Source organism: Pseudomonas sp. EL_65y_Pfl2_R96 (assembly GCF_963970905.1).
GTDB lineage: Bacteria > Pseudomonadota > Gammaproteobacteria > Pseudomonadales > Pseudomonadaceae > Aquipseudomonas.
In genome coordinates, this window is the sequence record NZ_CAXAQH010000018.1 from 40079 (window position 1) to 64947 (window position 24869).

Genomic DNA, 24869 nt, shown 5'->3' on the forward strand with positions numbered 1-24869 from the left:
CTCAAGCCGGCGCCTTCAAATCCACCCCCAACGCCTGGGCAAACGCCTTCACCAGCGGACTGCGCACGGTGTTGTGGCGCAGGATCAGATTGAACGGCGTGACGATGTTGATCAGGTCCGGCCGCACCGCCCGAAACTGTCCTTGGGCCACCAGGGTTGCGGCGTAATGCTCGGGCAGAAAACCCACGAAACGGCCGGTCTTGACCAGCAGCGCCACGGCTTCCACTTGAGTCGCCGAGGCCAAAAAGCTGTCGTAGCGGGCAAAATTCAGTTTGTCCCGATGGATCGCGTAGCGGTGGTTGATGCACTCGTAATCCTCCAGCACATTGCCGCCCATGTCCGCCTCTGGCATTGAGAACAGAGGATGGCCGACGGCGCAATACACGTACGAGCGCTCTTCATAGAGCGGGAAGTAATCGAACTCCTCTCTTTTCTGATAAACCGGCACGATCCCGGCCACTAACCGTCCCTCGACGACGCCTCTTTCCACCTCATCTAATTGAGACGCCTGAAGTTGAAATCTTACTTTCGGTGATTCTTCATTTATTTTTCTAAGCGCAGCAACTAACGGCGAGCTTGAATCTGTGATCGTATTGTCAATAACGCCTACCCCAAGATCGCCAATAAGTTCGTTCTGCGCCGAACTAAGCCGATCACGAAAGTTGTCGACCGAGGCAAATAAATCAATCGAGGCCTGATACACCAGACGCCCTTCTTCGGTCAGATGAAACCCCTCTCGGCCTCGAGTACACAGCCGCATGCCGATGCGGATTTCAAGGTCGGAAATCTGTTTGCTGATGGCCGCCAGGCCCACATTCAGTTCGTTCTGGGCGGCACTGAAACCACCGGCCTCGACCACGGCCTTGAACACTTTGAGCAGTTTGAAGTCCAGACCGCTGAGGGCCAGTGGTGCCCGATGTACCGTTTTTGGCGGCGGGTTTCCAGAATTGGAAAGTGGGGTTTCCATAATGCTTATTTACCTCAGGTGCCCTATTCAACAATCTGTGTCCAACAACAAAAACATAGCCGACCAATAATAATGAACACAGAAAACAAGGCTTGGCAACCGTTAATAAATTCAACAGATCAGTGCCAACTCACTGATTTCGAACTATTAAAAGCTGACACCTCGATCAGCTCTCGCCACTTCGTAACTGCCCTCTTGAAAACTGCTTTGGCCTAACCACGCCCGGTTGAATCTTTTCGACCTGTAGGCGCGATCGGTGCGGCGATCCGGCTTGCTGGCAAAGCTCTTTGGCCTGACACCCGATTTTTTAACTTCCGAGCAATGACGAGGAAAACAACAATGTCTCAAACCACCGACCGTCTCTGGGGTGCCCGCTTCAAGAGCGGCCCTTCCGAAGCTCTCGCGGCCCTGTCCCGTTGCCCCGAGCGCTACTTTCGCCTCACCCCGTACGACCTCGCCGGCTCCAAGGCGCATGCCCGGGAATTGCAGCGCGCAGGGCTGTTGAGCGAGCAGGAAACCCAGACCATGCTCGACGCTCTGGAACGCATCGGTGATGACTTCCGTGCTGGCAGCATCGCGCCGACGCTGGACGACGAAGACGTCCACACCTTCATCGAGCGCCTGCTGACCGAACGCCTCGGCGCACTGGGCGGCAAGCTGCGCGCCGGCCGTTCGCGCAACGACCAGACCGCCAACGACCTGCGGCTGTTCCTGCGTGATCACGTCCGTACTTTGGCCGTTGAAGTGCTGGCCTTGCAGCAGGCACTGGTGGAGCAGGCCGAGCAACACGTCGAAAGCATCTGCCCGGGCTTCACTCACCTGCAACAGGCCCAGCCGATCGTCTTCGCTCATCACTTGCTGGCCCACGCCCAATCGATGCTGCGCGATGTGCAGCGATTGGTGGACTGGGATGTGCGCACCTCGCTGTCGCCACTCGGTGCAGCGGCCATGGCCGGCTCCGCCATCGCTCGCCTGCCGCAGCAATCGGCCAAGGAAATGGGTTACAGCGGTGTTTGCGAAAACTCCATCGACGCTGTGGCCAGCCGCGATCACGTTGCCGAATTCCTGTTTATCGCCAGCATGCTCGGGATCAACATTTCTCGCCTCGCCGAAGAATTCTGCCTGTGGTCGTCGCGGCAGTTTCGCTGGGTCGCACTGGACGATGCCTACGCCACTGGCAGTTCGATCATGCCGCAGAAGAAAAACCCGGACATCGCCGAACTGGCCCGAGGCAAGGCCGGCCGCCTGATCGGTAACCTGACCGGTCTGCTGTCGACCCTCAAATCCCTGCCGCTGTCCTACAACCGTGACCTCAGCGAAGACAAAAACGGTGTGCTCGACAGCGTCGACACCCTGCTGCTGGTGCTGCCGGCCATGGCCGGGATGGTTGCGACCATGAAGGTCAACGTTGAAGAGCTGCGTCGTCAGGCACCGTTGGGCTTCACCCTCGCCACCGAAGTGGCCGACTGGCTGGCGGTGCGCGGCGTGCCGTTCAAGGAAGCTCACGAAATCACCGGCGCATTGGTCCAGGCCTGCGAGAAGCATGACATCGAATTGTGGGAAGCGTCCCCGGCGCTGCTGGCCGAGATCGATCCGCGCCTCAAGCCTGAAGTGCGTGACAGCCTGACCCTCGAAGCCGCTATCGCCGCCCGCAGTGGCTGGGGTGGTACCGCGCCGCAACAGGTGCGCGAGCAGATCGGCCGTTTGAAGACTGCCCTCGCCGCCCAGCAGCAGTGGACCGAGAACTATCAGGGCTTCCGTCTTTAAGTCAGAGCGCAAAACTTGTGGGAGCGAGCCTACTCGCGATTGCGGTATTACATTCAACATCCATGTTGACTGACCCGCCCCCATCGCGAGCAGGCTCGCTCCCACAGGGATTGCGCTTAACCTGAAAAACCATAAACGCCGTCTTGATTGAGCGCGGCGTACGGAGAAACAACATGAGCCAGACTCAGGCAGAACGACTCCAGGCGGAGCGCAAACTGGCGGAAAACCAGTTCGATATCACCCAGTACCAGCATGTGCCACGGCGTTACTACGGACGGATTTTTTTCGCCACTGTAATAGTCATCGCGATCATAGGATTGGTGCGGGCCTTCGCCGAAGGCAAGATCGAGTGGTCGTACATCGGCCAATTCCTGACCTCACAGGCAATTATGTGGGGCCTGCTCAACACCATCGTCATGGCAGTGCTGGCGATGGCGTTGGGTATTGTCTTCGGGGTGATCACGGCAATCATGCGCATGTCGGCCAACCCGATCCTGCGCTATGTGGCATTGACCTACACCTGGCTGTTCCGCGGTACGCCGTTGATCCTACAGCTGCTGCTGTGGTTCAACCTGGCGCTGATCTTCCCCACCATCGGCATCCCCGGCCTGTTCGAAATGGACACCGTGAGCCTGATGACGCCGTTCGTGGCCGCCCTCCTCGGCTTGAGCATCAACCAGGGCGCCTACACCGCCGAAGTGGTGCGCGCCGGTCTGCTCTCGGTGGACACCGGGCAGTACGAAGCCGCCAAGTCGATCGGCATGCCGCGCCTGCAAGCGCTGCGCCGGATCATCTTGCCCCAGGCCATGCGGATCATCATTCCGCCGGTGGGTAACGAGTTCATCGGCATGGTGAAAATGACGTCCCTGGCGAGTGTCATCCAGTACTCGGAACTGCTCTACAACGCCCAGAACATCTACTACGCCAACGCCCGCGTGATGGAGTTGCTGATCGTCGCCGGTATCTGGTACCTGGCCACCGTCACCGTCCTGTCCTTTGGTCAAAGCCGTCTGGAGCGTCGTTTCGCTCGCGGCGCCGGCAAGCGTTCTTGAGGAGCCCCCACATGAGAAGCATCGTCAAGGCCGTGAGCCTGAACAAGTATTACGACCATTTCCACGCGCTCAAGGACATCAACATCGAGGTCGAGCAAGGCGAAGTGCTGTGCATCATCGGCCCGTCCGGCTCCGGCAAAAGCACCCTGCTGCGCTGCGTGAATCAGTTGGAAAAGATCGACAAGGGCGGCCTGTGGGTCGACGGCGAACTGGTGGGTTACCGCATCGCCGGCAACAAGCTGCACGAGCTCAACGAGTCGCAGATCGCCCGTCAGCGCCTGGCCACTGGCATGGTGTTCCAGCGTTTCAACCTGTTCCCGCACATGACCGTGCTGCAAAACATCATCGAAGGGCCGTGCCAGGTGCTCAAGCGTTCGCCCAAAGAAGCGCACGAAGAAGCCTTGGAATTGCTGGCGCGCGTCGGCCTGGCCGACAAGCGCAACAGCTACCCGATCGAGCTGTCGGGCGGCCAGCAACAACGGGTGGCGATTGCCCGCGCGCTGGCCATGCGACCCAAGCTGATGCTGTTCGATGAACCCACTTCGGCACTCGACCCGGAACTGGTCGGTGAGGTGCTGTCGGTAATGCGAGATCTGGCGCAGACCGGCATGACCATGATCGTCGTCACCCATGAACTGGGCTTCGCTCGCGAGGTGTCCAACCGCATGGTGTTCATGGACGGCGGGCAGATCGTGGAGGCTGGAAGCCCCGAAGAAATACTAATAAGTCCGCAAAACCCACGCACCCAAAGCTTCATTTCTGCCGTTCGAACCTAGGCCCTGGCTCGTAAACCAAGAGCGGACCTCACAACACTCATAAGAGAACGACCATGAAGAATTTTGTTATCCCCGCAGTACTCGCAGGCGTTATGGCTTCCAGTTTCACTTGGGCCGCCGAGCTACCGGCCAGCATCAAGGACAAAGGCGAGGTCGTTGTGGCAATCATGCCGAACTACCCGCCGATGGATTTCAAGGACCCGGCCACCAACACCCTTACAGGGCTCGACTATGACCTGGGCAACGCCTTGGCTGAACGTCTGGGCGTGAAGATTAAATGGCAGGAAACCGGCTTCGAGCAAATGATCAACGCGCTGACCACCGACCGCGTGGACATGGTGATGTCGGGCATGACCGACACCGCCGAGCGTCAGGCCAGTGTGACCTTCGTTGACTACTTCACCAGCGGTCCGCAGTTCTACACCTTGCAGAAAAACAAGGAAACGAACGAGATCATCGACCTGTGTGGCAAGAAAGTCGGCACCAGCCGACGTACGACCTTCCCGGCGGAAATCGCCGCGTGGAGCAAGGCCAACTGCGAAGCCGCCGGCAAGCCTGCGATCAACGTGATCGGCACCGAAGGCTCGGCCGACGCCCGCGCACAGCTGCGCCAGAGCCGCATCGACGCGGCCATGCAGGGCAGCGAAACCCTGCCGTACCTCAAGACCCAGGAAAAGGACATGTACAAAACCGTGGGCCTGCCGATTTCCAAGCAGTTCACCGGGTTGGGCGTGAGCAAGAAAAAGCCTGAGCTGAGTGAAGCGGTGAAAGTCGCGTTGCAGAGCATGGTCGATGACGGCAGCTACCAGGCGATCCTGAAGAAGTGGGACCTGGAACTGGGCGCGATCAAGACCGTGACCATTAACGCCGGGAAATAATGGATCGGTGTGATGCCTTTGTGGGAGCGAGCCTGCTCGCGATAGCGGTCTGTCAGATGACATAGATGTTGAATGCACCGCCCTCATCGCGAGCAGGCTCGCTCCCACACTGAACCCGGGTCGATCACAATTTTGTGGCCAACCGAAAAACCTGTGGGAGCGGGCTTGCCCGCGATAGCGGTCTGTCAGGCGACACGCATGTTGAATGTACCGGCCTCATCGCGAGCAAGCTCGCTCCCACAGGGTCTGGCGTTTACTTATAAATAGTTGGAGCACCACATGTCCTCCTCGCTACAACCGACCTGGCCGGATCAGCACACAGCCTGCCTCGCCCTGGCCTTCGACCTTGATGGCCCGACCGGCGATGCGATGCTCAACGGCTCGATCTGGCGCAAGCCCGAGTATTTCGGTTTTGGTGGTTATGGCCCCTATCGGGCGCTGCCGCGGATTCTCGACGTGCTGGATGAGTTCCGGATCCCGACCACGTTTTTCGTTCCGGCCTGGGTCGTGGAAAACTGGCCGAAACAGTGCCAGGCGATTGTCGAGCGCGGGCATGAGGTGGCGTACCACGGCTACAAACACGAATCCTTTTACGCCCTGACGCTGGAGCAGCAGAAGGACGTGATGAACAAATCCCGCGAGGTGTTCTGGAAATACCTGAACATCCGCGCCGAAGGTTTTCGCACGCCATCCGGCGACTGGCGAGCCGAAACCCCGGCCATGCTGGTGGAAGCCGGCGTGACCTATTCCAGCAGCATGCGCGGCGACGACCGGCCGTACCTGGTGAAAGTGCCGGGTTTCGACACGCCGTTGGTGGAAATCCCCGGTCGCTGGGAAATGGACGACTACGCCTCCCTCGCCTACACCCGCGCGCCAGACTTTCCCTCGGGGCTCGACCGCACGGCCAGCTACGCGCTGACCCTCGACAACTGGTGCCGCGAGTTCGACGGCGCCATGGATGAAGGGCTGTGCCTGACCACCCTGTTCCACCCCAAGATCACCGGCAAACCGGGACGCATCCTGTTGCTGGAAAAACTCTTCGAACACATGCGCCAACGCGACGACGTCTGGTTCGCCACCTGCCGCGACGTCGCCCACTGGTGGCTGAAGGAGCATCATCATGGCTGATTCCACTGCCTGGCCTGACGGCTACCGCTGTGCCGTGGTGCTGACCGTCGATTACAACGACATCCACGGCATTCTCACCCAGGCCCCGGAAGTCACCGGGCGCGACAAGACCTTATCGGTGTGGCGCTACGGCACGCAACGCGGTGTGGAGCGTTTGCTCGGATTGTTCGAAGCCCTGGGCGTTTCCAGCAGTTGGTTCATTCCCGGCATCGTCGCCGAGGAAAACCCGGAGCACATCCGGGCGATCCTGGCCGGCGGGCATGAAATTGCCTGCGCCGGGTATCGCCATCAGCACTACGACAACCTGACGCTGGCCGAGCAAAGCGCCGAAGTCGCCAAGGGCTGCTCGGCCTTGAGCGCGCTGACCGGTCAACGTCCGACAGGCTTTCGCATCCCCGCCGGCAACGGTGCGCCGGGCTTCATCGAGGCGTTGCGCGATCACGGCATTCGCTGGTCCTCGTCATGGCGCGGCGATGATTTGCCCTTCGCTCACCCGACGGCATGCGACGTGATCGAGCTGCCGTTGCACTACGAACTGGAAGACGAACCCTACTTCGCCTTTAACCTCAGCCCGGCGGTGCCGCCTGCGCAATCGCGCATCGCCTCCTACAGCCACACCTTGGGCAACCTGCAGATGGACTTCGCCGGGTTTCATCGGTTCGGGCTGTGTTACGTACTGCGGCTGCACCCGGAAATCATCGCCACGCCGGGACGGATCGGCGTGTTGCGGGAATTGCTGCAGAGCATTCAACAGCACGACGACGTCTGGATCGCCACCGGGGCCGAGGTCGCTCAATGGTGGGCCGAGTCGGCAGCGCCCGTGAGCGAGGATCACCCGGCGGCGGTGTACGAACGTCATTATCGGGATTACGGCGTATGAAAGATCAAGAGACCGCAGCCTTCGGCAGCGCCTACGATGGGGTGATGCGGATGGAGCGGCTGGCGCAGTTTTGCGTCGATACTCGCTTTGAAGATTTACCACCCGCGTTGGTCGCACAAGCCAGGCGGCACATTATCGACACCTTCGGCGCGGCGCTGGCCGGGGCTGACAGCGACGTGGCGAAACAAGCGCGTCAGGTCTTCAAGGGTGAAGCCGGCAGCACGCTGATCTGGGGCACTGATCAGCGGGTCGGCGCGGCGCAGGCCGCCATGCTCAACGGCATCGCCGCGCATGCCCTGGAACTGGACGACACCGGCGGCTGCGACCACTCCGGCGCAGTGGTGCTGCCGGCGGTGATGGCCGCTGTGTCGATGTCTGAGCTATCGGTTTCTGAAACACCGGTAAGTGGCCGCGAGTTGATCACCGCGATAGTGATCGGCTACGAAATCGGCCGTCGGGTGCTCGAAGCCTGCGGCAGTTACTCGGCCCATAACGGCGCCGGTTGGCACTCCACGGCGACGTGCGGGGTGTTTGGTGCGGCAGCGGCCAGTGCGCGAATTCTGGGGCTGGATGCACAGCAAACCCTGGCGGCCCTGGGCATCGCCGGTAGCTTCAGTGGCGGTCTTTGGGCCTTCATTCATGACGGCTCGCAAAGCAAAAAACTCCACAGCGGTCGGGCCGCCGAAGGTGGATTGCTGGCGGCGCGGTTTGCTCAACAAGGCATCACCGGGCCGACCAAATTGTTCGATGATGTCTGGGGCGGTTTTCTCAAGACCCTAGCGGCGGATACCGCCGTGCCTGAGGCGTTGGATGCCGAACTGGGGCAGGTCTGGAAACTCGCCCGCTGCTCGCTCAAACCCTACGCGGCATGTCGGGGAACGCATTCGGCGATCGATGCATTGGGCCTGTTGCTGAATCAATTGCAGGTCTGCGCGGATCAGGTCGAGGGCGTTGAGGTTTCGTTGTGCGGATTCCTGCAAGACATGTGTGGCGGTCAGGACATCAACGGCCTGGCGGCGGCGCAGATGAGCTTGCCTTATGCCCTCGCGGCCCGGTTGGTCCATGGTCATTGCCGGTTGGAGGCCTACGACGACGAACAGCGCCACCACCCGCGGATTGCACACTGGATGTCGCGCATTCGCCTTGAAGTCGACCCGCGACTGTCGGAGGATGGCGAGCCTGTGGTCAGCGTTCAGACCGTGGATGGTCGGCACGCTAGTTTGTGTGTTGAGGTGCCGTTGGGTGCGCCGGGGAATCCGCTGAGCGATGAGGCGCTGGAGGAGAAGTTTTTCAGCCTGGCGGGGCGGGTGATGCCGCGACAGCAAGTGCAAGAATTGCTTGCGCAGTTGTGGCGGCTGGAAGCGCTTGAATCGGTGGCAGACTTGAATGTTGCGATGTCTGTGCGGGCCTCTTCGCGGGCAAGCCTCGCTCCTACAAGGTTCACGTCGAGCCACGATTAAATGCTCGACACAAAGCCTGTGGGAGCGGGCTTGCCCGCGATTGGCAGCAACTCGGTATCGCGTCGATACCACAGAATCTGAATAAGGACATTTGCCCCACCGTGGCCACTTACTCCCTCGTCATTCGCCGCTTGATGATCGTTTCGCTGACCATCGTCGTCAGCCGCGCCATTACCAGCCCGTTGCTCACCCTGTTTCTGAGCAACAAACTCGGCCTCAACCAACAGGACGTCGGCCTGCTGCTGGGCATCGCGGTGTTCATCGCCACCCTGCTCGCCCTTTACGGCGGTTACATTATCGACCGCCTTGAAAAGCGTCGACTGCTGATCCTGGCCATGCTCTCCAGCGCCATCGGCTTCGTGTTGCTGACGTTCGCTCAAAACCTGTACCTGACCACCGCCACCCTGGTGATCACCGAAACCGCCTCGGCGCTGTTCCTGATCGGGTCCAAGGCGATTCTCAGCGAAAACCTGCCCGTGGGTCAGCGCGCCAAGGCCTTTTCGCTGCGCTACACCCTGACCAACATCGGCTACGCCACCGGTCCCATGCTCGGTGTGGTGATCGCCGGGGTGCAGCCGCTGGCGCCGTTCCTGATTGCCGGTGGCATCGCCTTCTTCAGTATTTTCCTGATGAGCGGGATTCCCAAAGACCCGGCCCAGACACCCGCCATTGGCCAGCCCCAGAGCTTTCTCAAAACCCTGATCACCCTGAAGAACGACCGCACACTGATCATGTTCACCTGCGGCTGCCTGCTCAGCACCGTGGTGCACGGTCGTTTTACCCTGTACCTGTCGCAATACCTGCTGGTGACCCACGATTCCAAGCGAGCGCTGGAAACCATGGCCGCCCTGCTCGCCTGCAACGCCATCAGCGTGATCTTGCTGCAATACCAGATCGGCCGGTTCCTCAAACGTGAACAACTGCGTTACTGGATTGCCGGTGGCACCAGCCTGTTCATCCTCGGGTTGATCGGTTTCAGCCTGGCCGACAGCCTCGTGAGTTGGTGCGTGGCGATGTTCATTTTCACTCTCGGTGAAATGATCATTTACCCGGCCGAGTTCCTCTTCGTCGACACCCTGGCCCCGGAAGAACTGCGTGGCAGCTACTACGGCGCGCAGAACCTCGCGGCCCTCGGCGGTGCGCTGAGCCCGGTGATCTGCGGCTTCCTGCTGATGCACACGCCTGCGCCCACCATGTTCTATGCGCTGAGTGCGTTGACGGCGATGGGCGGTTTCCTCTGCTTCATGAGTGGTCGGCGGGTGGCCATACTGCAAAAATAATGCACTGAAACTGCATTAATATGAATTTGTCAGTATCTGGAATGATCGGCACACTGTGCGGCGTTCCTCCCCCAATAGTTGGAACTACTTCAAGGGCTTTCTGGGTCTCCCAGCTAAGCCTTTTTTTTTGCCTCGATTTTTCTACGGATCGTTTGCCTCATGTTCGCTCGCTGGTTACCTGCCGCCATCAATACCCGTCCTTCAGAATGGAGCCGCGCCGCTATCGGCATGTCGCTGGGAACGATGTTCAGCGTCTGGCTCTGCAGTCAGGTATTTGGCATGGAAGTGGCGCAGCACCTGATCGGTCCGCTGGGTGCATCCGCAGTATTGCTGTTTGCTGTGTCCTCGGGCGCCCTCGCCCAGCCTTGGTCGATACTTGGCGGCTATTTGAGCGCCGGGGTGGTCTCGTTGCTGGTCGCTCACGTGCTCGGACGCACCCTCGGCAGCGCCTGCCTGGCGGCGGGCATGTCGCTGATTCTGATGTGCTGGCTGCGTTGCCTGCACCCGCCGGCCGGAGCGCTGGCATTGCTGTTGGTGCTGGCGGACCCGGCGACCATTGCCCTGGATTGGAAAGCCCTCGGCCCGGTGATGCTCAGTGGCTCGACGATGCTGTTCAGCGCACTGGCGTACAACAACCTGACGCGCATTCGTTACCCAAAACGTCCCGCTGAGCCGGTGCCGATGATGCCCGTCCCCGCCAGCCAGGCGATCACTGCCGCGGATCTGAAACTGGCCCTCACCGACATGGAAGCGTTCTACGACGTCACCCCCGAAGACCTCGAACAACTGATTCATGCCAGTGAGTTGCATGCCAAGCGGCGCAGCATCGGGGATGTGTTTTCCAGCAAGGGTTGAAGATCAAAAGAAAGATCAAACGATCGCAGCCTTCGGTGGCTCCTGCGTGATCGGTGTTCATACGCGAACGCGGTCAATGTAGGCGCTGCCGAAGGCTGCGATCTTTTGATTTTACGTTAAGGTAAAAATGCAAGCAGCACCTGCACGTATCCCGGTTGTACATCACAAATTTGCACTGATACGATCCAGCATCGCTCGCGCGCGAGCTTCTCTATAAAGAACAATAAAAGCAGGGAGTTAGTGATGACTGCTCAGGTTTCATCCCCGACAACACAGCCCATGGATGCCACGCAAAACGAAGTGTTGGCCGAGGTTCGCAATCACATCGGTCACCTCACCCTCAATCGCCCCGCCGGCCTCAACGCCATTACCCTGAAGATGGTTCGCAGCCTGCAACAGCAGCTCGATGCCTGGGCACAAGATCCGCAAGTGCGCGCGGTGGTGTTGCGCGGTGCCGGTGAGAAAGCGTTCTGTGCCGGCGGCGATATTCGCTCGCTGTACGACAGTTTCAAAAGCGGCGACACCCTGCACGAAGACTTCTTCGTCGAGGAATACGCCCTCGACCTTGCCATCCATCACTATCGCAAACCGGTCCTGGCCTTGATGGACGGCTTTGTGCTGGGCGGTGGCATGGGGCTGGTGCAAGGCGCCGATTTGCGGGTGGTCACCGAGCGCAGCCGTCTGGCGATGCCGGAAGTGGCCATCGGTTATTTCCCGGATGTCGGTGGCAGCCACTTCCTGCCACGCGTTCCCGGTGAGCTGGGTATTTATCTCGGCGTCACTGGCGTACAGATTCGCGCCGCCGATGCGCTCTATTGCGGCCTCGCTGACTGGTACCTGGAAAGCGAAAAACTGGGCACGCTGGACGAGCAACTCGATCACCTCGAATGGCACAACACGCCGCTCAAGGATCTTCAAGGTGTGCTGGCGAAACTCGCCGTGCAACAACTGCCCGATGCGCCATTAATTGCGTTGCGCCCGGCTATCGATCACTTCTTCGCCCTGCCCGATGTGCCGAGTATGGTGGAACAACTGCGTGCAGTGACCGTCGCCGATAGCCATGAGTGGGCCATGGCCACCGCCGACTTGCTGGAAAGCCGTTCACCGCTGGCCATGGGCGTGACCCTGGCAATGCTGCGGCGCGGTCGGCACCTGAGCCTGGAACAGTGCTTCGCCCTCGAACTGCACCTGGATCGCCAGTGGTTCGAACGCGGCGACCTGATCGAAGGCGTGCGCGCCTTGCTGATCGACAAAGACAAGAACCCGCGCTGGAACCCGCCGACCTTGCAGGCGCTGGACGCCGAGCACGTAGCGAGTTTTTTCACCGGGTTCGACCCAAGCTGGAGCTGAACCATGCACGATATCGAATTGAGCGAAGAGCAAGTGATGATCCGCGACATGGCCCGGGATTTTGCCCGCGGCGAAATCGCGCCCCATGCACAGGCCTGGGAAAAGGCTGGCTGGATCGATGACGGTCTGGTGGCGAAGATGGGTGAACTGGGTCTGCTGGGCATGGTGGTGCCCGAGGAATGGGGCGGCACCTACGTCGACTACGTGGCCTATGCGCTGGCAGTGGAAGAGATTTCCGCCGGTGATGGCGCCACTGGCGCACTGATGAGTATCCACAACTCCGTGGGCTGCGGGCCGGTGCTCAATTACGGCACCGAAGAACAGAAACAGCAATGGCTGCCGGACCTTGCCAGCGGCCAGGCCATCGGTTGCTTCTGTCTCACCGAACCCCAGGCCGGTTCCGAAGCCCATAACCTGCGCACTCGCGCCGAACTGCGCGACGGCCAGTGGGTGATCAACGGCGCCAAGCAATTCGTCAGCAATGGCAAACGGGCGAAACTGGCGATCGTTTTCGCCGTGACCGATCCGGAGCTGGGCAAACGCGGCATCTCGGCGTTCCTGGTGCCGACCGAAACAGCGGGGTTCATCGTCGACCGCAGTGAACACAAGATGGGCATCCGCGCTTCCGATACCTGCGCCGTCACCCTGAACAATTGCACGATTCCCGAGGCGAATTTGCTGGGTGAACGCGGCAAAGGCCTGGCCATCGCCCTCTCCAACCTCGAAGGCGGCCGCATCGGCATCGCCGCGCAAGCCTTGGGCATCGCCCGGGCAGCATTCGAAGCGGCGCTGGCCTACGCGCGGGATCGGGTGCAGTTCGACAAGCCGATCATCGAGCACCAAAGCATCGCCAACATGCTGGCCGACATGCACACCCGGTTGAACGCCGCGCGCTTGCTGATCCTGCACGCCGCGCGCTTGCGCAGTGCCGGCAAGCCGTGCCTGTCGGAGGCTTCACAGGCCAAGCTGTTTGCATCCGAGATGGCCGAGAAGGTCTGCTCGTCGGCGATACAGATTCATGGCGGGTACGGGTATCTGGAGGATTACCCGGTGGAGCGTTACTACCGGGATGCGCGGATCACGCAGATTTATGAAGGGTCGAGCGAGATACAGCGGATGGTGATTGCCCGGGAGCTCAAGCACTACCTGGTCTAGAGCGTCGCCGCAGACATGATCGTTCCCACGCAGAGCGTGGGAACGATCAGTGTGGGTTACTTGCCGACGAACTCCGCCTCACGCTTGGCAATAAACGCCGCCATCCCTTCCTTTTGATCCTGCGTCGCAAACGCCGAATGGAACACCCGACGTTCAAAGCGCACGCCTTCCGACAGGCTGACTTCAAAGGCGCGGTTGACGCTTTCCTTGATCATCATCGCAATCGGCAGCGACTTCTTGGCAATCAGCGTCGCGACTTTCAATGCTTCTTCCAATAGCTCATCCGCCGGCACGATGCGCGCCACAATGCCGCAACGCTCCGCTTCCACTGCATCAATCAAACGCCCGCTCAGGCACATTTCCATGGCCTTGGCCTTGCCCACTGCACGGGTCAGGCGCTGGGTGCCGCCCATGCCAGGCAGTACGCCGAGGTTGATTTCCGGCTGACCGAATTTGGCATTGTCGCCCGCCAGAATGAAGTCGCACATCAACGCCAGTTCACAACCACCGCCCAAGGCAAAACCGTTGACTGCGGCGATGATCGGCTTGCGGCGGTTGGCCACGCGATCGCTGTCGCTGAACAGGTCATCGAGGTAGATCTGCGGGTAGGTCAGCTCGGCCATTTCCTTGATGTCGGCACCGGCGGCGAAGGCCTTTTTCGAGCCAGTCAGCACGATGCAACCGATGTTCGAATCGGCTTCCAGGCCATCGAGGGCGTGGTTCAGTTCGCTGACGAGTTGGGCATTCAACGCGTTCAGCGCTTGCGGACGGTTGAGGGTGATCAGCCCGACGCGGCCGTGGGTTTCCAGCAAAATCGTTTCGTAGTTCATAGGTGGATTCCTTCTCAAAGATTGCGCGAAATGACCATGCGCTGAATGTCGCTGGTGCCTTCGTAGATCTGACACACCCGCACGTCGCGGTAGATCCGCTCCAGCGGGAAGTCGTTCAGGTAACCGTAACCGCCAAGGGTTTGCAACGCCGAGGAGCAGACCTTTTCGGCCATTTCCGAAGCGAACAGCTTGGCCATAGACGCTTCGACCAGCGCCGGCTTGCCGCTGTCGCGCAATGCCGCCGCGTAATGCACCATCTGCCGGGCCACGGCGATCTGGGTGGCCATGTCTGCCAGGCGGAAGGCTACCGCCTGGTGTTCGATGATCGGCTTGCCGAAGCTCTCGCGCTCACGGGCGTAGTCGCGGGCCGCTTCGAACGCGGCGCGGGCCATGCCCACCGATTGCGAGGCAATGCCGACGCGGCCGCCTTCGAGGTTGGCCAGGGCGATCTTGTAGCCTTCGCCCTCCTCACCCAGTCGATTGGCCACCGGGACTTTCACATCCTCGAAGAGGATCTGGCAGGTATCGGAAGCATGTTGGCCAAGCTTGTCTTCGACCCGCGCGACTTTATAGCCCGGCGAATCGGTGGGCACGATCAGCGCGGTGATCCCGCGTTTGCCGGCAGTCGGGTCGGTCACCGCAAACACAATCACCACCCCGGCGTTTTGCCCGGAGGTGATGAACTGCTTGCAGCCGTTGAGTACATAGTGATCGCCGTCCAGCCGGGCGCGGGTTTTCAGGCTGCTGGCGTCGGAGCCGGCTTGCGGTTCGGTCAGCGCAAACGCACCGAGCATCGCGCCGCTGGCCAGCGGTTTGAGGAAGCGTTCTTTCTGGTCGTCGTTGCCGAACTTGAGGATCGGCACGCAACCCACCGAGTTGTGCACGCTCATGATGGTCGAGCAGGCGCCATCGCCGGCAGCGATTTCTTCCAGGGCCATGGCGTAGGCCAGATAACCGGTGTCACAACCGCCCCACTGCTCCGGCACCAGCATGCCGAAGAAACCCAGGTCGGCCATCTCGCTGATGGCTTCCTTGGGGAAGCGATGTTCACGGTCCCATTCGGCGGCGAACGGTTTCAGCCGTTCCTGGGCAAACTGCCGGGCCGCGTCGCTGATCTGAAGTTGTTCGTCATTGGGAATCATGCCAAGTCCTTAAAAATCGAGTTGAAACGCAAGACCTGTGGGAGCGGGCTTGCCCGCGATAGCGATCTGTCAGACGACATCCTTGCCGACTAGGAAACCGCCATCGCGGGCAAGCCCGCTCCCACAGGGATTGGCGTTAGCCCTGGTACAGGCACTCCACAGCCATGGCCGTGGCTTCACCGCCGCCAATGCAGATCGCTGCAACGCCGCGCTTCAAGCCTTTCTGGCGCAGGGCCGAGAGCAAGGTCACGAGGATCCGCGCGCCAGAAGCACCGATCGGGTGACCCAAAGCGCAGGCACCGCCGTGGACGTTGATCTTCTCGTGGGGGATTTCCAGTTTGGTCATGGTCACCAGACTCACCACCGCGAAGGCTTCGTTGACTTCGAACAACTCGACTTCGTCCAGGGACCAGCCGGTTTTTTTCATCAACTTCTTGATCGCGCCCACCGGTGCCACCGGGAACAGCCCCGGTGTGTCGGCAAACGCGGCGTGGCCGTGAATCACCGCCAGCGGTTTCAGGCCTTGTTTTTCGGCTTCGGAACGACGCATCAGCACCAGTGCCGCCGCGCCGTCCGAGATCGAGCTGGAGTTCGCCGCCGTCACGGTGCCGCCGTCGCGGAACGCTGGTTTCAGCGAGGCGATTTTGTCCAGCTTGGCTTTCGGTGGCTGTTCGTCGTGACTGATCAGCACCTGCTCTTTGCCGACGGTCACGGTGAGCGGCACGATCTCGGCCGTGAAGCTGCCGTCCTTGATCGCCTGCTGCGCGCGGGTGGTCGAGGCGATGGCAAAGGCGTCCTGAGCTTCGCGGCTGAAGCCGTTGGTTTCAGCGCAATCCTCGGCAAAGGTGCCCATCAGGCGGCCCTTGTCGTAGGCATCTTCCAGACCGTCAAGGAACATGTGATCGAGCACCCGGCCGTGGCCCATGCGGTAACCGCTGCGGGCACGGTCCAGCAGATACGGGGCGTTGGACATGCTTTCCATGCCGCCAGCGACCACCACATCGGCACTGCCGGCGATCAGCATGTCGTGGGCCAGGATCGTGGCTTCCATGCCCGAGCCGCACATTTTGTTCAGCGTCGTGCAACGGGTCGATTTATCCAGCCCGGCGCCCAGTGCCGCTTGCCGCGCCGGGGCCTGACCGAGGCCGGCGGAGAGCACGCAGCCGAACAACACTTCTTCTACGGACTCAGGGGCGATACCGGCGCGCTCGACGGCAGCACGAATCGCGGCGGCGCCCAGTTGCGGCGCGGTCAGGCTTTTCAGTTCGCCCTGGAAACCGCCCATCGGGGTGCGGACGGCGCTGACAATAACAATCGGATCGTTGGACAGTGTCATGACAAATACTCCTTATTTGGCGGCCATGCGCAAGGCACCGTCGAGACGGATCACCTCGCCGTTGAGCATGCTGTTTTCTATGATATGCCTGGCCAGCGCGGCGTACTCGCTCGGCTTGCCCAATCGCTGTGGAAACGGCACGCCAGCGGCCAAAGACTCGCGCACTTGCGGTGTCATGCCGGCCATCATCGGGGTTTCGAAAATGCCCGGTGCGATGGTCATCACGCGAATGCCGAAGCGTGCCAGTTCACGGGCGGCGGGCAAGGTCAGGCTGGCAATCGCGCCTTTCGAGGCCGAGTACGCGGCCTGGCCGATCTGGCCGTCGAAGGCCGCGACCGACGCGGTGTTGATGATCACGCCGCGCTCGCCGTCTTCATCGGCTTCGGTTTCGGCAATCGCCGCCGCCGCCAGGCGCAGCATGTTGAAACTGCCGATCAGGTTGACGTTGATCACCTGGCTGAAACTGGCCAACCCATGGGGGCCGTTCTTGCCGAGGATCTTCTCGCCACGGACGATGCCGGCGCAATTGACCAGACCATTGAGGCCGCCAAACGCTTTGACCGTCGCCTGCACCGCCGCTTCGGCTGCTGCTTCGTTGCTGATATCCGCCACCACGCTTTGCGCGCCGAGACGTGCAGCCTGGGCCGCGACGGCTTCGGCGTTCATGTCCACCAGCATCACCTTGGCGCCAGCCGCCACCAGCATTTCCGCAGTGGCGGCACCGAGGCCGGATGCACCGCCGGTGACGAGAAAAATCTTGTTTTCGATCTGCATCATTGTTTCCTTGGATTCAAGCTGAAACGTTCTTCGCGCTGGCCTCTTGAGCCTTGGCGATTTCCTGGTTGCGCAAGATAAAGCGCTGCAATTTGCCGCTTGGGGTTTTCGGCAATTCGCTGACAAATTCGATTTCGCGGGGGTAAGCGTGCGCCGCCAGACGCTTGCGCACGTGTTGGCGCAGCTCTTCGGCCAACGCAGGCTCAGCGCGGTATTGCGGGCTGAGCACGACAAAGGCTTTCACCAGCTCGGTGCGCTCCGGGTCGGGTTTGCCGATTACCGCGGCTTCGACCACCGCCGGGTGTTCGATCAGTGCGCTTTCCACGTCGAACGGGCCGACGCGGTAGCCAGAGGTGGTGATCACGTCGTCGCTGCGGCCGACGAAGCTGATGCTGCCGTCCGGGTTCCATTCCACGGTGTCGCCGCTCAGGTAATAGTTGCCGACGAAGGCCTTGGTCGGCGCACCTTCGTAACCGCTGAACCAGCACATCGGCGATTGGGTACGGTCGATGGCCAGAATGCCCGGCTGGCCGACGCCCAGTTCTTTGTATTCCTCGTCGAGCACCACGATGCGGTGGCCCGGCGAGGCAAAACCGGCGGCGCCGACGTGCACCGGATGGTCGAGACCGTGGTGATTGCACAGGACCATGCCCAGTTCGGTCTGGCCGTAATGGTCATGAATCACCACGCCGAGGTTATCGGCGAACCAGCGAATCACTTCCGGGTTCAGCGGCTCGCCGGCACTGCTGACGATGCGCAACTTGCCCTTGATCGAACGGGCGAAATCGTCGCCACCGGCAATCAGCAAACGGTAGGCGGTCGGTGAACCGGTGAGGTTGGTGATCCCGTATTTGTTGATCACCCGGCAAGTGCTTTCGAGGGTGAACGGGCCATCGTAAAAGGTGATTGGATGCCCCATCGACATCGGGCCGGTGACGCCGAAATAAATGCCATAGGCCCAGCCCGGATCGGCGACGTTCCAGAACGCGTCTTCAGGGCGCAAATCCACCGCGTCGCGGGTGTAACTCTGGAACGCGACAATGGCCTTGAGCGGCACCGACAGCGCTTTCGACGGGCCGGTGGTGCCCGAGGTAAACATCAGCAGAAACGGGTCTTCACCGGTCAGCAATACCGGTTCGCACTCGGAAGAATAATTGGCCAGTTCGGCCCAGAAACTGAAATCACCCCGAACAATACCTTGGCCTTTCGGGCCGCCAACGGTGACGATGGTCGGGCAGTCAGCTACTTCAGCGAGTTTCGGGCGATTGACCGCGTCGGTTACTACGACTGCGGCGCCGGAACTGTTGAGGCGATGTTCGATGGCTTTCGGGCCGAAGGCTGTAAACAGCGGCTGATAGACCGCGCCGATGCGCCAGGTGGCGAACACGGTGATCAGCAATTCGATATTGCGTGGCAGGAGGCCGGCGACTTTATCGCCCTTCTTCACGCCCTGGGCCAACAGGAAATTGGCGAAGCGCGCGGCTTTGTCCTGCAAGTCGCTGAAGGTGTAGGTCGCGCTGGCGCCGTCGCGGCCTTCCCAGAACAGCGCGATGCGCCCCGGCAAGGCATGCCGGTCGCAACATTCGACGCAGGCGTTGAGCGCGCTCAACGACCCCGTGAGCGCGGCATCGACGGCGTGCTGATAATTGAACTGTGACGTGGCAGACAAATAATCGCGCATTGCCAGAGTCCCTGTGTATTTTTATTAGGTTGGGGAACCGTAAATAACTGGGAAATACTCGCTCTGCGCGGGGAACGGGACAATGGTCAAAGCTATCAAGTTGTGTGACTGGTTTGGCCAAGGGCTGAAGGATGCGGCGCCCGGATGACCGCCATCGCGGGCAAGCCCGCTCCCACAGGTTTTACGGCGTGTACGACATTTATGGTCACCGCATATCACTGTGGGAGCTGGCTTGCCCGCGAAGGCACCAGACCAGGCACCACAGAATCCGGATCAACTGGGTTCGTTAAGAATCAAACTCCGATAATGTCCCGGATTAGACCCCGACCACTTGCGAAACGCCTTGTAGAACGAGCTGGCATCGGCAAACCCCAAACGTGTAGCGATTTCAGCAAAGCTGATGGCCGGCTCGGCCAGCCAGACGATGGCCAGTTCCTTGCGCACGCTGTCCTTGAGCCCCTGATACGTCTGCCCTTCTTCGGCCAGGCGTCGACGCAGGGTCGAGGCCGACATGCACAGTTGCTGCGCCAGCGCCTCGGTTTCCGGCCAGTGCTCGGCGGGCAGTTGCCGCAGATCGTGCTTGATCCGGCTGGCCAGGCTCTCCGGATCACGATACTTGACGAGGATATTGGCCGGCGCATGGGCGAGGAAGCGCTTGAGCTCTTCGGCGCTGCGCTTGATTGGCAAATCCAGGCAGTCGGCCGAGAAAATCATCCGCGTGCGCGGCCGGTCGAATCGCAGGTTCTCGGAGAACATCACCCGATAGTCATCGCAAAAATCCGGCGCCGGGCAGCGCAACTCGATGGCCAGGATCGGAATCCGCCGCCCCGCCAGCCAGCAGGCCACGCCGTGGACGATCATCCAGTAAGTGAAATAAGTGAAGGCGCGGCGCGGGTCTTCGTCGTCCTCCAACAGGACGATTTCCGCCAGGCTTTGCTGCCGAACCAGTTGCGCGGGCAGGCGTTCGAGCATCAACGACAGAAAGCTCAGCCCCGAGGTCAGCCCGGCGGCCAGGCTCGGCTGGACCATGGAGCAGCGACACAGAAACGCCAGGCTGCCGGACTTGAGCTTGCGCGGGTCCATGCCAAAAAACTCATCGTCCCGGCGCTGCGCCAGCAATCGCCACAGGCGCGCATAGGCGGTGGCTGGAACACGGGCGTCGTTGGTTTCCAGCAACGCCGGATCGATGTCGACCTTGTTCAACACCTCTTCGGTGGCAGCGCCCGGGGCGCAACTTTGCAACAGCGCCTCACGCACCAGTTGAATGGAGATGGTGTCTTTTTCCGACATTGACCGTGGCGAGCCTTGTTCTTGTTTAAGTGGTGGGCATATTAGCGCAGCCACCAGCCCGGCGCAGATCCCTGTGGGCAGCCTAAATCCTGTGGGGGCGGGCTTGCCCGCGAAGATTTATGTCGATCACAGTTCCAATGTGGGAGCGAGCCTGCTCGCGAAGGCGTACTCACCGGCAACACACCCGCCCCGCCGTGTTACCCCTTACAAAATCCGATACAACAACCGTTCGATCCGCACCCGACTCACGCGCTTGAGGAACTTGGCCACCCCCGCCGGATAATCCGGCAGCGTCTCCAGATCCTGATACCGCTCAATGCGCTGGGTGTGCTGGAAGATCTCCGCCAGCTCTTTGCCACGCGGCTCCAGCAACTCGCCCTGCGGATCATCAATCAGCAACGCGTTTTCCAGATCGAGACGGAACGCCCGCGGATTGAGGTTGTTGCCGGTCAGCAAGGTGTAGCGCTGATCGATCCACATGCCCTTGAGGTGATAGGTGTTGTCGCCATCCTTCCATAAATGCAGGTTCAGCTTGCCGCTGTCGATGCTGCGCTGATGACGTTTGGCGAAGCGTCGCAGGCTGATCTCGTACAGGTATGGCAGCGCCGCGATCACCTTGAACGGCTCGCTGGGCGGAATGTAGAAATCGTTGGCGGTCTTGTCACCGACGACGATGTCGATCTTCACGCCCCGCGCCAGGGCCCGATTGATTTCCCGGGTCACCGCCAGCGGCAGGTTGAAGTACGGCGTGCAGATGGTCAGCTGATGCTGCGCACTGGCGATCAGCTCGCAGATCACCCGGCTCAACGGGTTGTTCTTGCCCACCCCGAGCAACGGACTGACCGATAAACCGCCCTTCGCCGTGCTGCCCGCCGTGGTGTCATACGCCGCGTGCTTGAGACGGCTGCGCAGGTCGCCGATGTCGTGGCGCAGGCTGCGGGTGGTCGGCAGGTTCGGCAGGTCGAGGCGATGTACCGCTTTGGAAGTGATCAGACCGTGCTGAATCAGGTGCTGCATGGAATCGGCCAGCGCCTGGTTCTGCAACAGGTGATAGCGGTCGAAGCGGTACTTGTCGAATTTGTGCAGGTAAACGTTGTTCAGGCTCGCGCCGCTGTAAATCACGCAATCGTCGATCACGAAGCCCTTCAAATGCAGCACACCGAACAGCTCGCGGGTCTGCACCGGCACGCCGTACACCGGCACAACGCTGTCGTGGGTGCGGGTGGTTTCCTGATACCAGGCCGAGTTGCCCGGCTGCTTGCCGGCGCCGATCAAGCCGCGCTGGGCGCGCAGCCAGTCCACAACCACCACCACGTCCAGTTCCGGACGCGCCAGTTTGGCGGCGTGCAGGGCATCGAGGATTTCCTGGCCGGCCTCATCCTGTTGCAGGTACAGCGCGACGATGTAGATACGCCGGGTTGCCTGAGCGATTTGTTCCAGCAGGCAACGCCGGAACTCGGCAGCGCCAGAGAGGATGGTGACGGCATCGGCGGTCAGCGGAAAACTGCGCAGTTTAGGCAGCAGAGAGCGTTTGAAAAGCGACGGCATAGGGCTCGCAAAAGGTCGAATCCGAAGAACCCGAGAGCTTACACCATGGATTGCCTTGGGTCTTGTTAGTGTCTGTAAAGCCCCCTTCGCGAGCAGGCTCGCTCCCACAGGGGAATGCATTTCAAATGTGGGAACGAGCCTGCTCGCGACGGCAACTTCACAGTCACCACAAATAATTTCTTGACCAAGAAGAACGATCATTCTACTGTTGGCCGCATGAACGAAATCACTAGCAACGACACACGCGACATCATTCTGGATGTCACCGAAAAGTTGATCTACAAAAGTGGCATCGCTGCCACCGGCATGGATCTTCTGGTGAAAACCGCCGGCGTCTCCAGAAAAAGTATTTACCGCTACTTCGCCAACAAGGAGGAGCTTGTCGTCGCGGCCCTGCAACGCCGTGATGTGCGCTGGATGCACTGGTATCGGAGCGAAGTCGGCAAGGCGCAAACCCCGGCCGAGCGGCTCCTCAACCTGTTTACCGTGCTCAAGGCCTGGTTCGCCTCAGAGGGCTTTCGTGGCTGCGCATTCATCAACACCAGCGGCGAAACCGGCGACCCGCAAGACCCGGTTCGCCTGGTCGCCAAAGACCACAAACAGAAGCTGCTCGACTACGTGCGCGAGCTCTGTACCGAACATGGCGCCACAGACCCGCAGACGCTGGCCAAGCAGCTGCTGATCCTGATCGACGGTGCCATTACCGTAGCGCTTGTGATGGGTGATCACAGTGCCGCCGATAATGCGCAATGCATGGCGCGAAAGTTATTGGACCTGTAACACTTCTGATAAGCCCGACAACGTGTTTGAACGTTAATTTGATAGGGAGACTTTATATGTCTACTGCCGAAGTTCGTCCGCCATTGCCGCCGTTTACCCGTGAATCCGCTATCGAGAAAGTTCGCCTGGCCGAAGACGGCTGGAACTCCCGCAACCCGGAACGGGTGTCCCTGGCCTACACCCTGGACACCCAGTGGCGTAACCGCGCCGAATTCGCCCACAACCGCGAAGAAGCCAAAGCTTTCCTGACCCGCAAATGGGCCAAGGAACTGGACTACCGGCTGATCAAGGAACTCTGGGCCCATGGCGACAACCGGATCGCCGTGCGTTATGCCTACGAATGGCACGACGACTCGGGCAACTGGTTCCGTTCCTACGGCAACGAGAACTGGGAGTTCGACGAGAACGGCTTGATGTACAACCGTTATGCCTGCATCAACGACATGCCGATCAAGGAAAGCGACCGCAAGTTCCACTGGCCGCTGGGTCGTCGGCCGGATGATCACCCGGGCTTGTCCGACCTGGGCCTGTAACCTCACCGAGATCCATGTGGGAGCGGGCTTGCCCGCGATGGCGATGTCACAGACGACTTATTTGTTGAATGTGAAACCGTCATCGCGGGCAAGCCCGGCTCCCACAGGTCTTATGGTGTTTAGGCGACCGCGGTCTGATGCTTGATAGCCACTTTGGCCTCCAGCTCTCGCACCAGTGGCAACACCCGCTTCCCGAAGTATTCCACCTCTTCCTGAAAGTGCAGAAACCCCGCCAGCACCAAATCCACGCCCACCGCTTTCAACGCGACGATCCGCTCGGCAATCTGTTGTGGTGTGCCGATCAGGTTGGTCTTGAAGCCATCGTTGTACTGCACCAGATCCTCAAAGGTCGATTTGGCCCAGTTGCCCTCGCCCTCGGGCGACGCCCTTCCCGCCTGCTTCGCCGCATCGCCAAAGGCATTCACCGCTTCCGGGTCGGCCTGGTCGATGATCTGCGCCAGCACCGCCCGTGCTTCTTCTTCGGTGTCGCGAGCGATGACGAAAGCATTCACCCCGACCTTCACCGCGTGATTATTCGCGGATGCTTTCGTGCGAATGTCGTCGACCTGGGCCTTGATGCCCTCGGGGGTGTTGCCGTTGGTGAAGTACCAGTCCGAAACCCGCGCCGCCATGTCCCGTGCCGCCCGGGAACTGCCGCCCTGAAAGACTTCCGGCTGGCCCAGCGGCTTGGGTTTGAGGCTGTAGTTGTCGAAGCGATAGAAGTCGCCGCGAAAGGTGAAATTGTCCTGGGTCCAGATACCCTTGAGCGCGCGAATAAATTCTTCGGAGCGGCGATAACGTTCGTCGTGCTCCAGCCAGTGTTCACCGATGGCTTGAAACTCGCCCTTGAACCAGCCGCTGACAATGTTCACCGCCACCCGGCCGTTGGTGAGTTGATCGATGGTCGCCAGTTGCTTGGCCGCCAGCGCCGGCTGCCATGGCCCCGGCAGGATCGCCGCGATGACTTTCAGTTTGTTGGTCGCGGCCAGTAGCGCATGGCTGAAGGCAACGGATTCGTGTTGAAACTCGGCGCCATAACCGGCAGTGAAACGAATCTGGGTCAGGGCATATTCGAACCCGGCCTCTTCGGCCAGTTGCGCCAGTTTGCGGTTGTAGTCGATGCCCCAGTGGGTGCGCTGCTCGATCTTGCTGACCACCAGCCCGCCGCTGACGTTCGGCACCCAGTAGGCAAATTTGACGGCTTGCTGACTCATTGACATGTCCTCGGGTTTTCAGGGAAGTCTTTAGCCAGAGCAGCAACCGTGCCAGCGCTGTGACACGACCGCCTTAAGCCAAGTGAAATGCGAGCCTGCTCGCGAAAGCGCTGTCTCAGCCAACATCCATGCTGAGTCTGATGGCCCCTTCGCGAGCAGGCTCGCTCCCACAGGAATTCGGTTGTAGCTGAAG

At 60.6% G+C, this 24869-nt stretch carries 22 protein-coding genes; 13 read left to right on the plus strand and 9 right to left on the minus strand.

All coding sequences use genetic code 11. From position 1 onward, the window contains the following. Position 1: 1 nt before the first annotated feature. Entirely contained in the window at positions 2-967 is a 966-nt protein-coding gene (locus AACY49_RS18460) for a LysR family transcriptional regulator (protein WP_339525570.1), read from the minus strand. 339 nt (positions 968-1306) lie between these two features. Here AACY49_RS18460 and argH point away from each other — a divergent pair, with 339 nt between their 5' ends. The 11 genes from argH (at position 1307) to AACY49_RS18515 (ending at position 13548) form a co-directional block, all read left to right on the plus strand. Continuing rightward, positions 1307-2734 (plus strand): argininosuccinate lyase, encoded by a 1428-nt coding sequence (gene argH, locus AACY49_RS18465; protein WP_258700547.1) that lies wholly within the window; start codon positions 1307-1309, stop codon positions 2732-2734. Positions 2735-2907: 173 nt separating this feature from the next. Beyond that, entirely contained in the window at positions 2908-3786 is an 879-nt protein-coding gene (locus AACY49_RS18470; RefSeq protein WP_105346141.1) for an amino acid ABC transporter permease, read from the plus strand. Positions 3787-3797: 11 nt separating this feature from the next. Further along, complete coding sequence (locus AACY49_RS18475; protein ID WP_223484254.1) at positions 3798-4562, plus strand: amino acid ABC transporter ATP-binding protein; 765 nt, start codon at positions 3798-3800, stop codon at positions 4560-4562. A 53-nt stretch (positions 4563-4615) separates the two neighbouring features. Next, positions 4616-5440, plus strand: coding sequence for an ABC transporter substrate-binding protein (locus tag AACY49_RS18480; protein ID WP_258700546.1), 825 nt, complete (start codon positions 4616-4618; stop codon positions 5438-5440). A 279-nt stretch (positions 5441-5719) separates the two neighbouring features. Beyond that, positions 5720-6568 (plus strand): polysaccharide deacetylase family protein, encoded by an 849-nt coding sequence (locus AACY49_RS18485; RefSeq protein WP_258700545.1) that lies wholly within the window; start codon positions 5720-5722, stop codon positions 6566-6568. Next, positions 6561-7448, plus strand: coding sequence for a polysaccharide deacetylase family protein (locus tag AACY49_RS18490; protein ID WP_339525577.1), 888 nt, complete (start codon positions 6561-6563; stop codon positions 7446-7448). The genes AACY49_RS18485 and AACY49_RS18490 overlap by 8 nt, the downstream gene beginning before the upstream one ends. Next, the gene (locus tag AACY49_RS18495; RefSeq protein ID WP_339525579.1) at positions 7445-8908 is read left to right on the plus strand and encodes an MmgE/PrpD family protein; all 1464 of its coding nucleotides are present in this window, start codon (positions 7445-7447) and stop codon (positions 8906-8908) included. Before AACY49_RS18490 ends, AACY49_RS18495 begins: the two co-directional genes overlap by 4 nt. Before the next feature lie 101 nt (positions 8909-9009). Further along, positions 9010-10188: an MFS transporter gene (locus tag AACY49_RS18500; RefSeq protein WP_339525581.1), complete on the plus strand. Its 1179-nt coding sequence runs from the start codon at positions 9010-9012 to the stop codon at positions 10186-10188. A 159-nt stretch (positions 10189-10347) separates the two neighbouring features. After that, entirely contained in the window at positions 10348-11043 is a 696-nt protein-coding gene (locus tag AACY49_RS18505; RefSeq protein ID WP_339525583.1) for an HPP family protein, read from the plus strand. Between the two features lie 243 nt (positions 11044-11286). Then, the gene (locus tag AACY49_RS18510; protein WP_339525584.1) at positions 11287-12393 is read left to right on the plus strand and encodes an enoyl-CoA hydratase/isomerase family protein; all 1107 of its coding nucleotides are present in this window, start codon (positions 11287-11289) and stop codon (positions 12391-12393) included. Between the two features lie 3 nt (positions 12394-12396). Further along, a complete protein-coding gene (locus tag AACY49_RS18515) occupies positions 12397-13548 on the plus strand; it encodes an acyl-CoA dehydrogenase family protein (RefSeq protein ID WP_258700532.1) in 1152 nt (383 codons plus the stop codon). Between the two features lie 56 nt (positions 13549-13604). Here the strand turns inward: AACY49_RS18515 and AACY49_RS18520 are convergent, their stop codons facing one another. From AACY49_RS18520 to pssA, 7 genes are all read right to left on the minus strand, one after another. Next, entirely contained in the window at positions 13605-14378 is a 774-nt protein-coding gene (locus AACY49_RS18520; protein WP_339525585.1) for an enoyl-CoA hydratase, read from the minus strand. A gap of 14 nt (positions 14379-14392) precedes the next feature. Next, complete coding sequence (locus AACY49_RS18525; RefSeq protein ID WP_258700530.1) at positions 14393-15520, minus strand: acyl-CoA dehydrogenase; 1128 nt, start codon at positions 15518-15520, stop codon at positions 14393-14395. Positions 15521-15656: 136 nt separating this feature from the next. Further along, positions 15657-16856, minus strand: a complete 1200-nt coding sequence (locus AACY49_RS18530) for an acetyl-CoA C-acyltransferase (RefSeq protein ID WP_339525588.1) — start codon at positions 16854-16856, stop codon at positions 15657-15659. A gap of 12 nt (positions 16857-16868) precedes the next feature. After that, entirely contained in the window at positions 16869-17630 is a 762-nt protein-coding gene (locus AACY49_RS18535; protein WP_339525590.1) for an SDR family NAD(P)-dependent oxidoreductase, read from the minus strand. Between the two features lie 16 nt (positions 17631-17646). Further along, a complete protein-coding gene (locus AACY49_RS18540) occupies positions 17647-19311 on the minus strand; it encodes an AMP-binding protein (RefSeq protein ID WP_339525592.1) in 1665 nt (554 codons plus the stop codon). A gap of 273 nt (positions 19312-19584) precedes the next feature. Further along, entirely contained in the window at positions 19585-20601 is a 1017-nt protein-coding gene (locus AACY49_RS18545; protein WP_258700527.1) for an AraC family transcriptional regulator, read from the minus strand. Positions 20602-20805: 204 nt separating this feature from the next. After that, positions 20806-22149 carry a CDP-diacylglycerol--serine O-phosphatidyltransferase gene (gene pssA, locus AACY49_RS18550; RefSeq protein WP_339525594.1) on the minus strand — a complete coding sequence of 448 codons (1344 nt, stop codon included), beginning with the start codon at positions 22147-22149 and terminating at the stop codon, positions 20806-20808. Between the two features lie 216 nt (positions 22150-22365). On the opposite strand from pssA, the gene AACY49_RS18555 reads away from it, so the two are divergent. Next, on the plus strand, positions 22366-22929 hold the full coding sequence (locus AACY49_RS18555; protein ID WP_258700525.1) for a TetR/AcrR family transcriptional regulator: 564 nt from the start codon (positions 22366-22368) through the stop codon (positions 22927-22929). 56 nt (positions 22930-22985) lie between these two features. After that, positions 22986-23462, plus strand: a complete 477-nt coding sequence (locus AACY49_RS18560) for a nuclear transport factor 2 family protein (protein ID WP_339525596.1) — start codon at positions 22986-22988, stop codon at positions 23460-23462. A 119-nt stretch (positions 23463-23581) separates the two neighbouring features. Here the strand turns inward: AACY49_RS18560 and sfnG are convergent, their stop codons facing one another. Next, a complete protein-coding gene (gene sfnG / locus AACY49_RS18565) occupies positions 23582-24682 on the minus strand; it encodes a dimethylsulfone monooxygenase SfnG (protein WP_258700523.1) in 1101 nt (366 codons plus the stop codon). Positions 24683-24869: the final 187 nt, after the last annotated feature.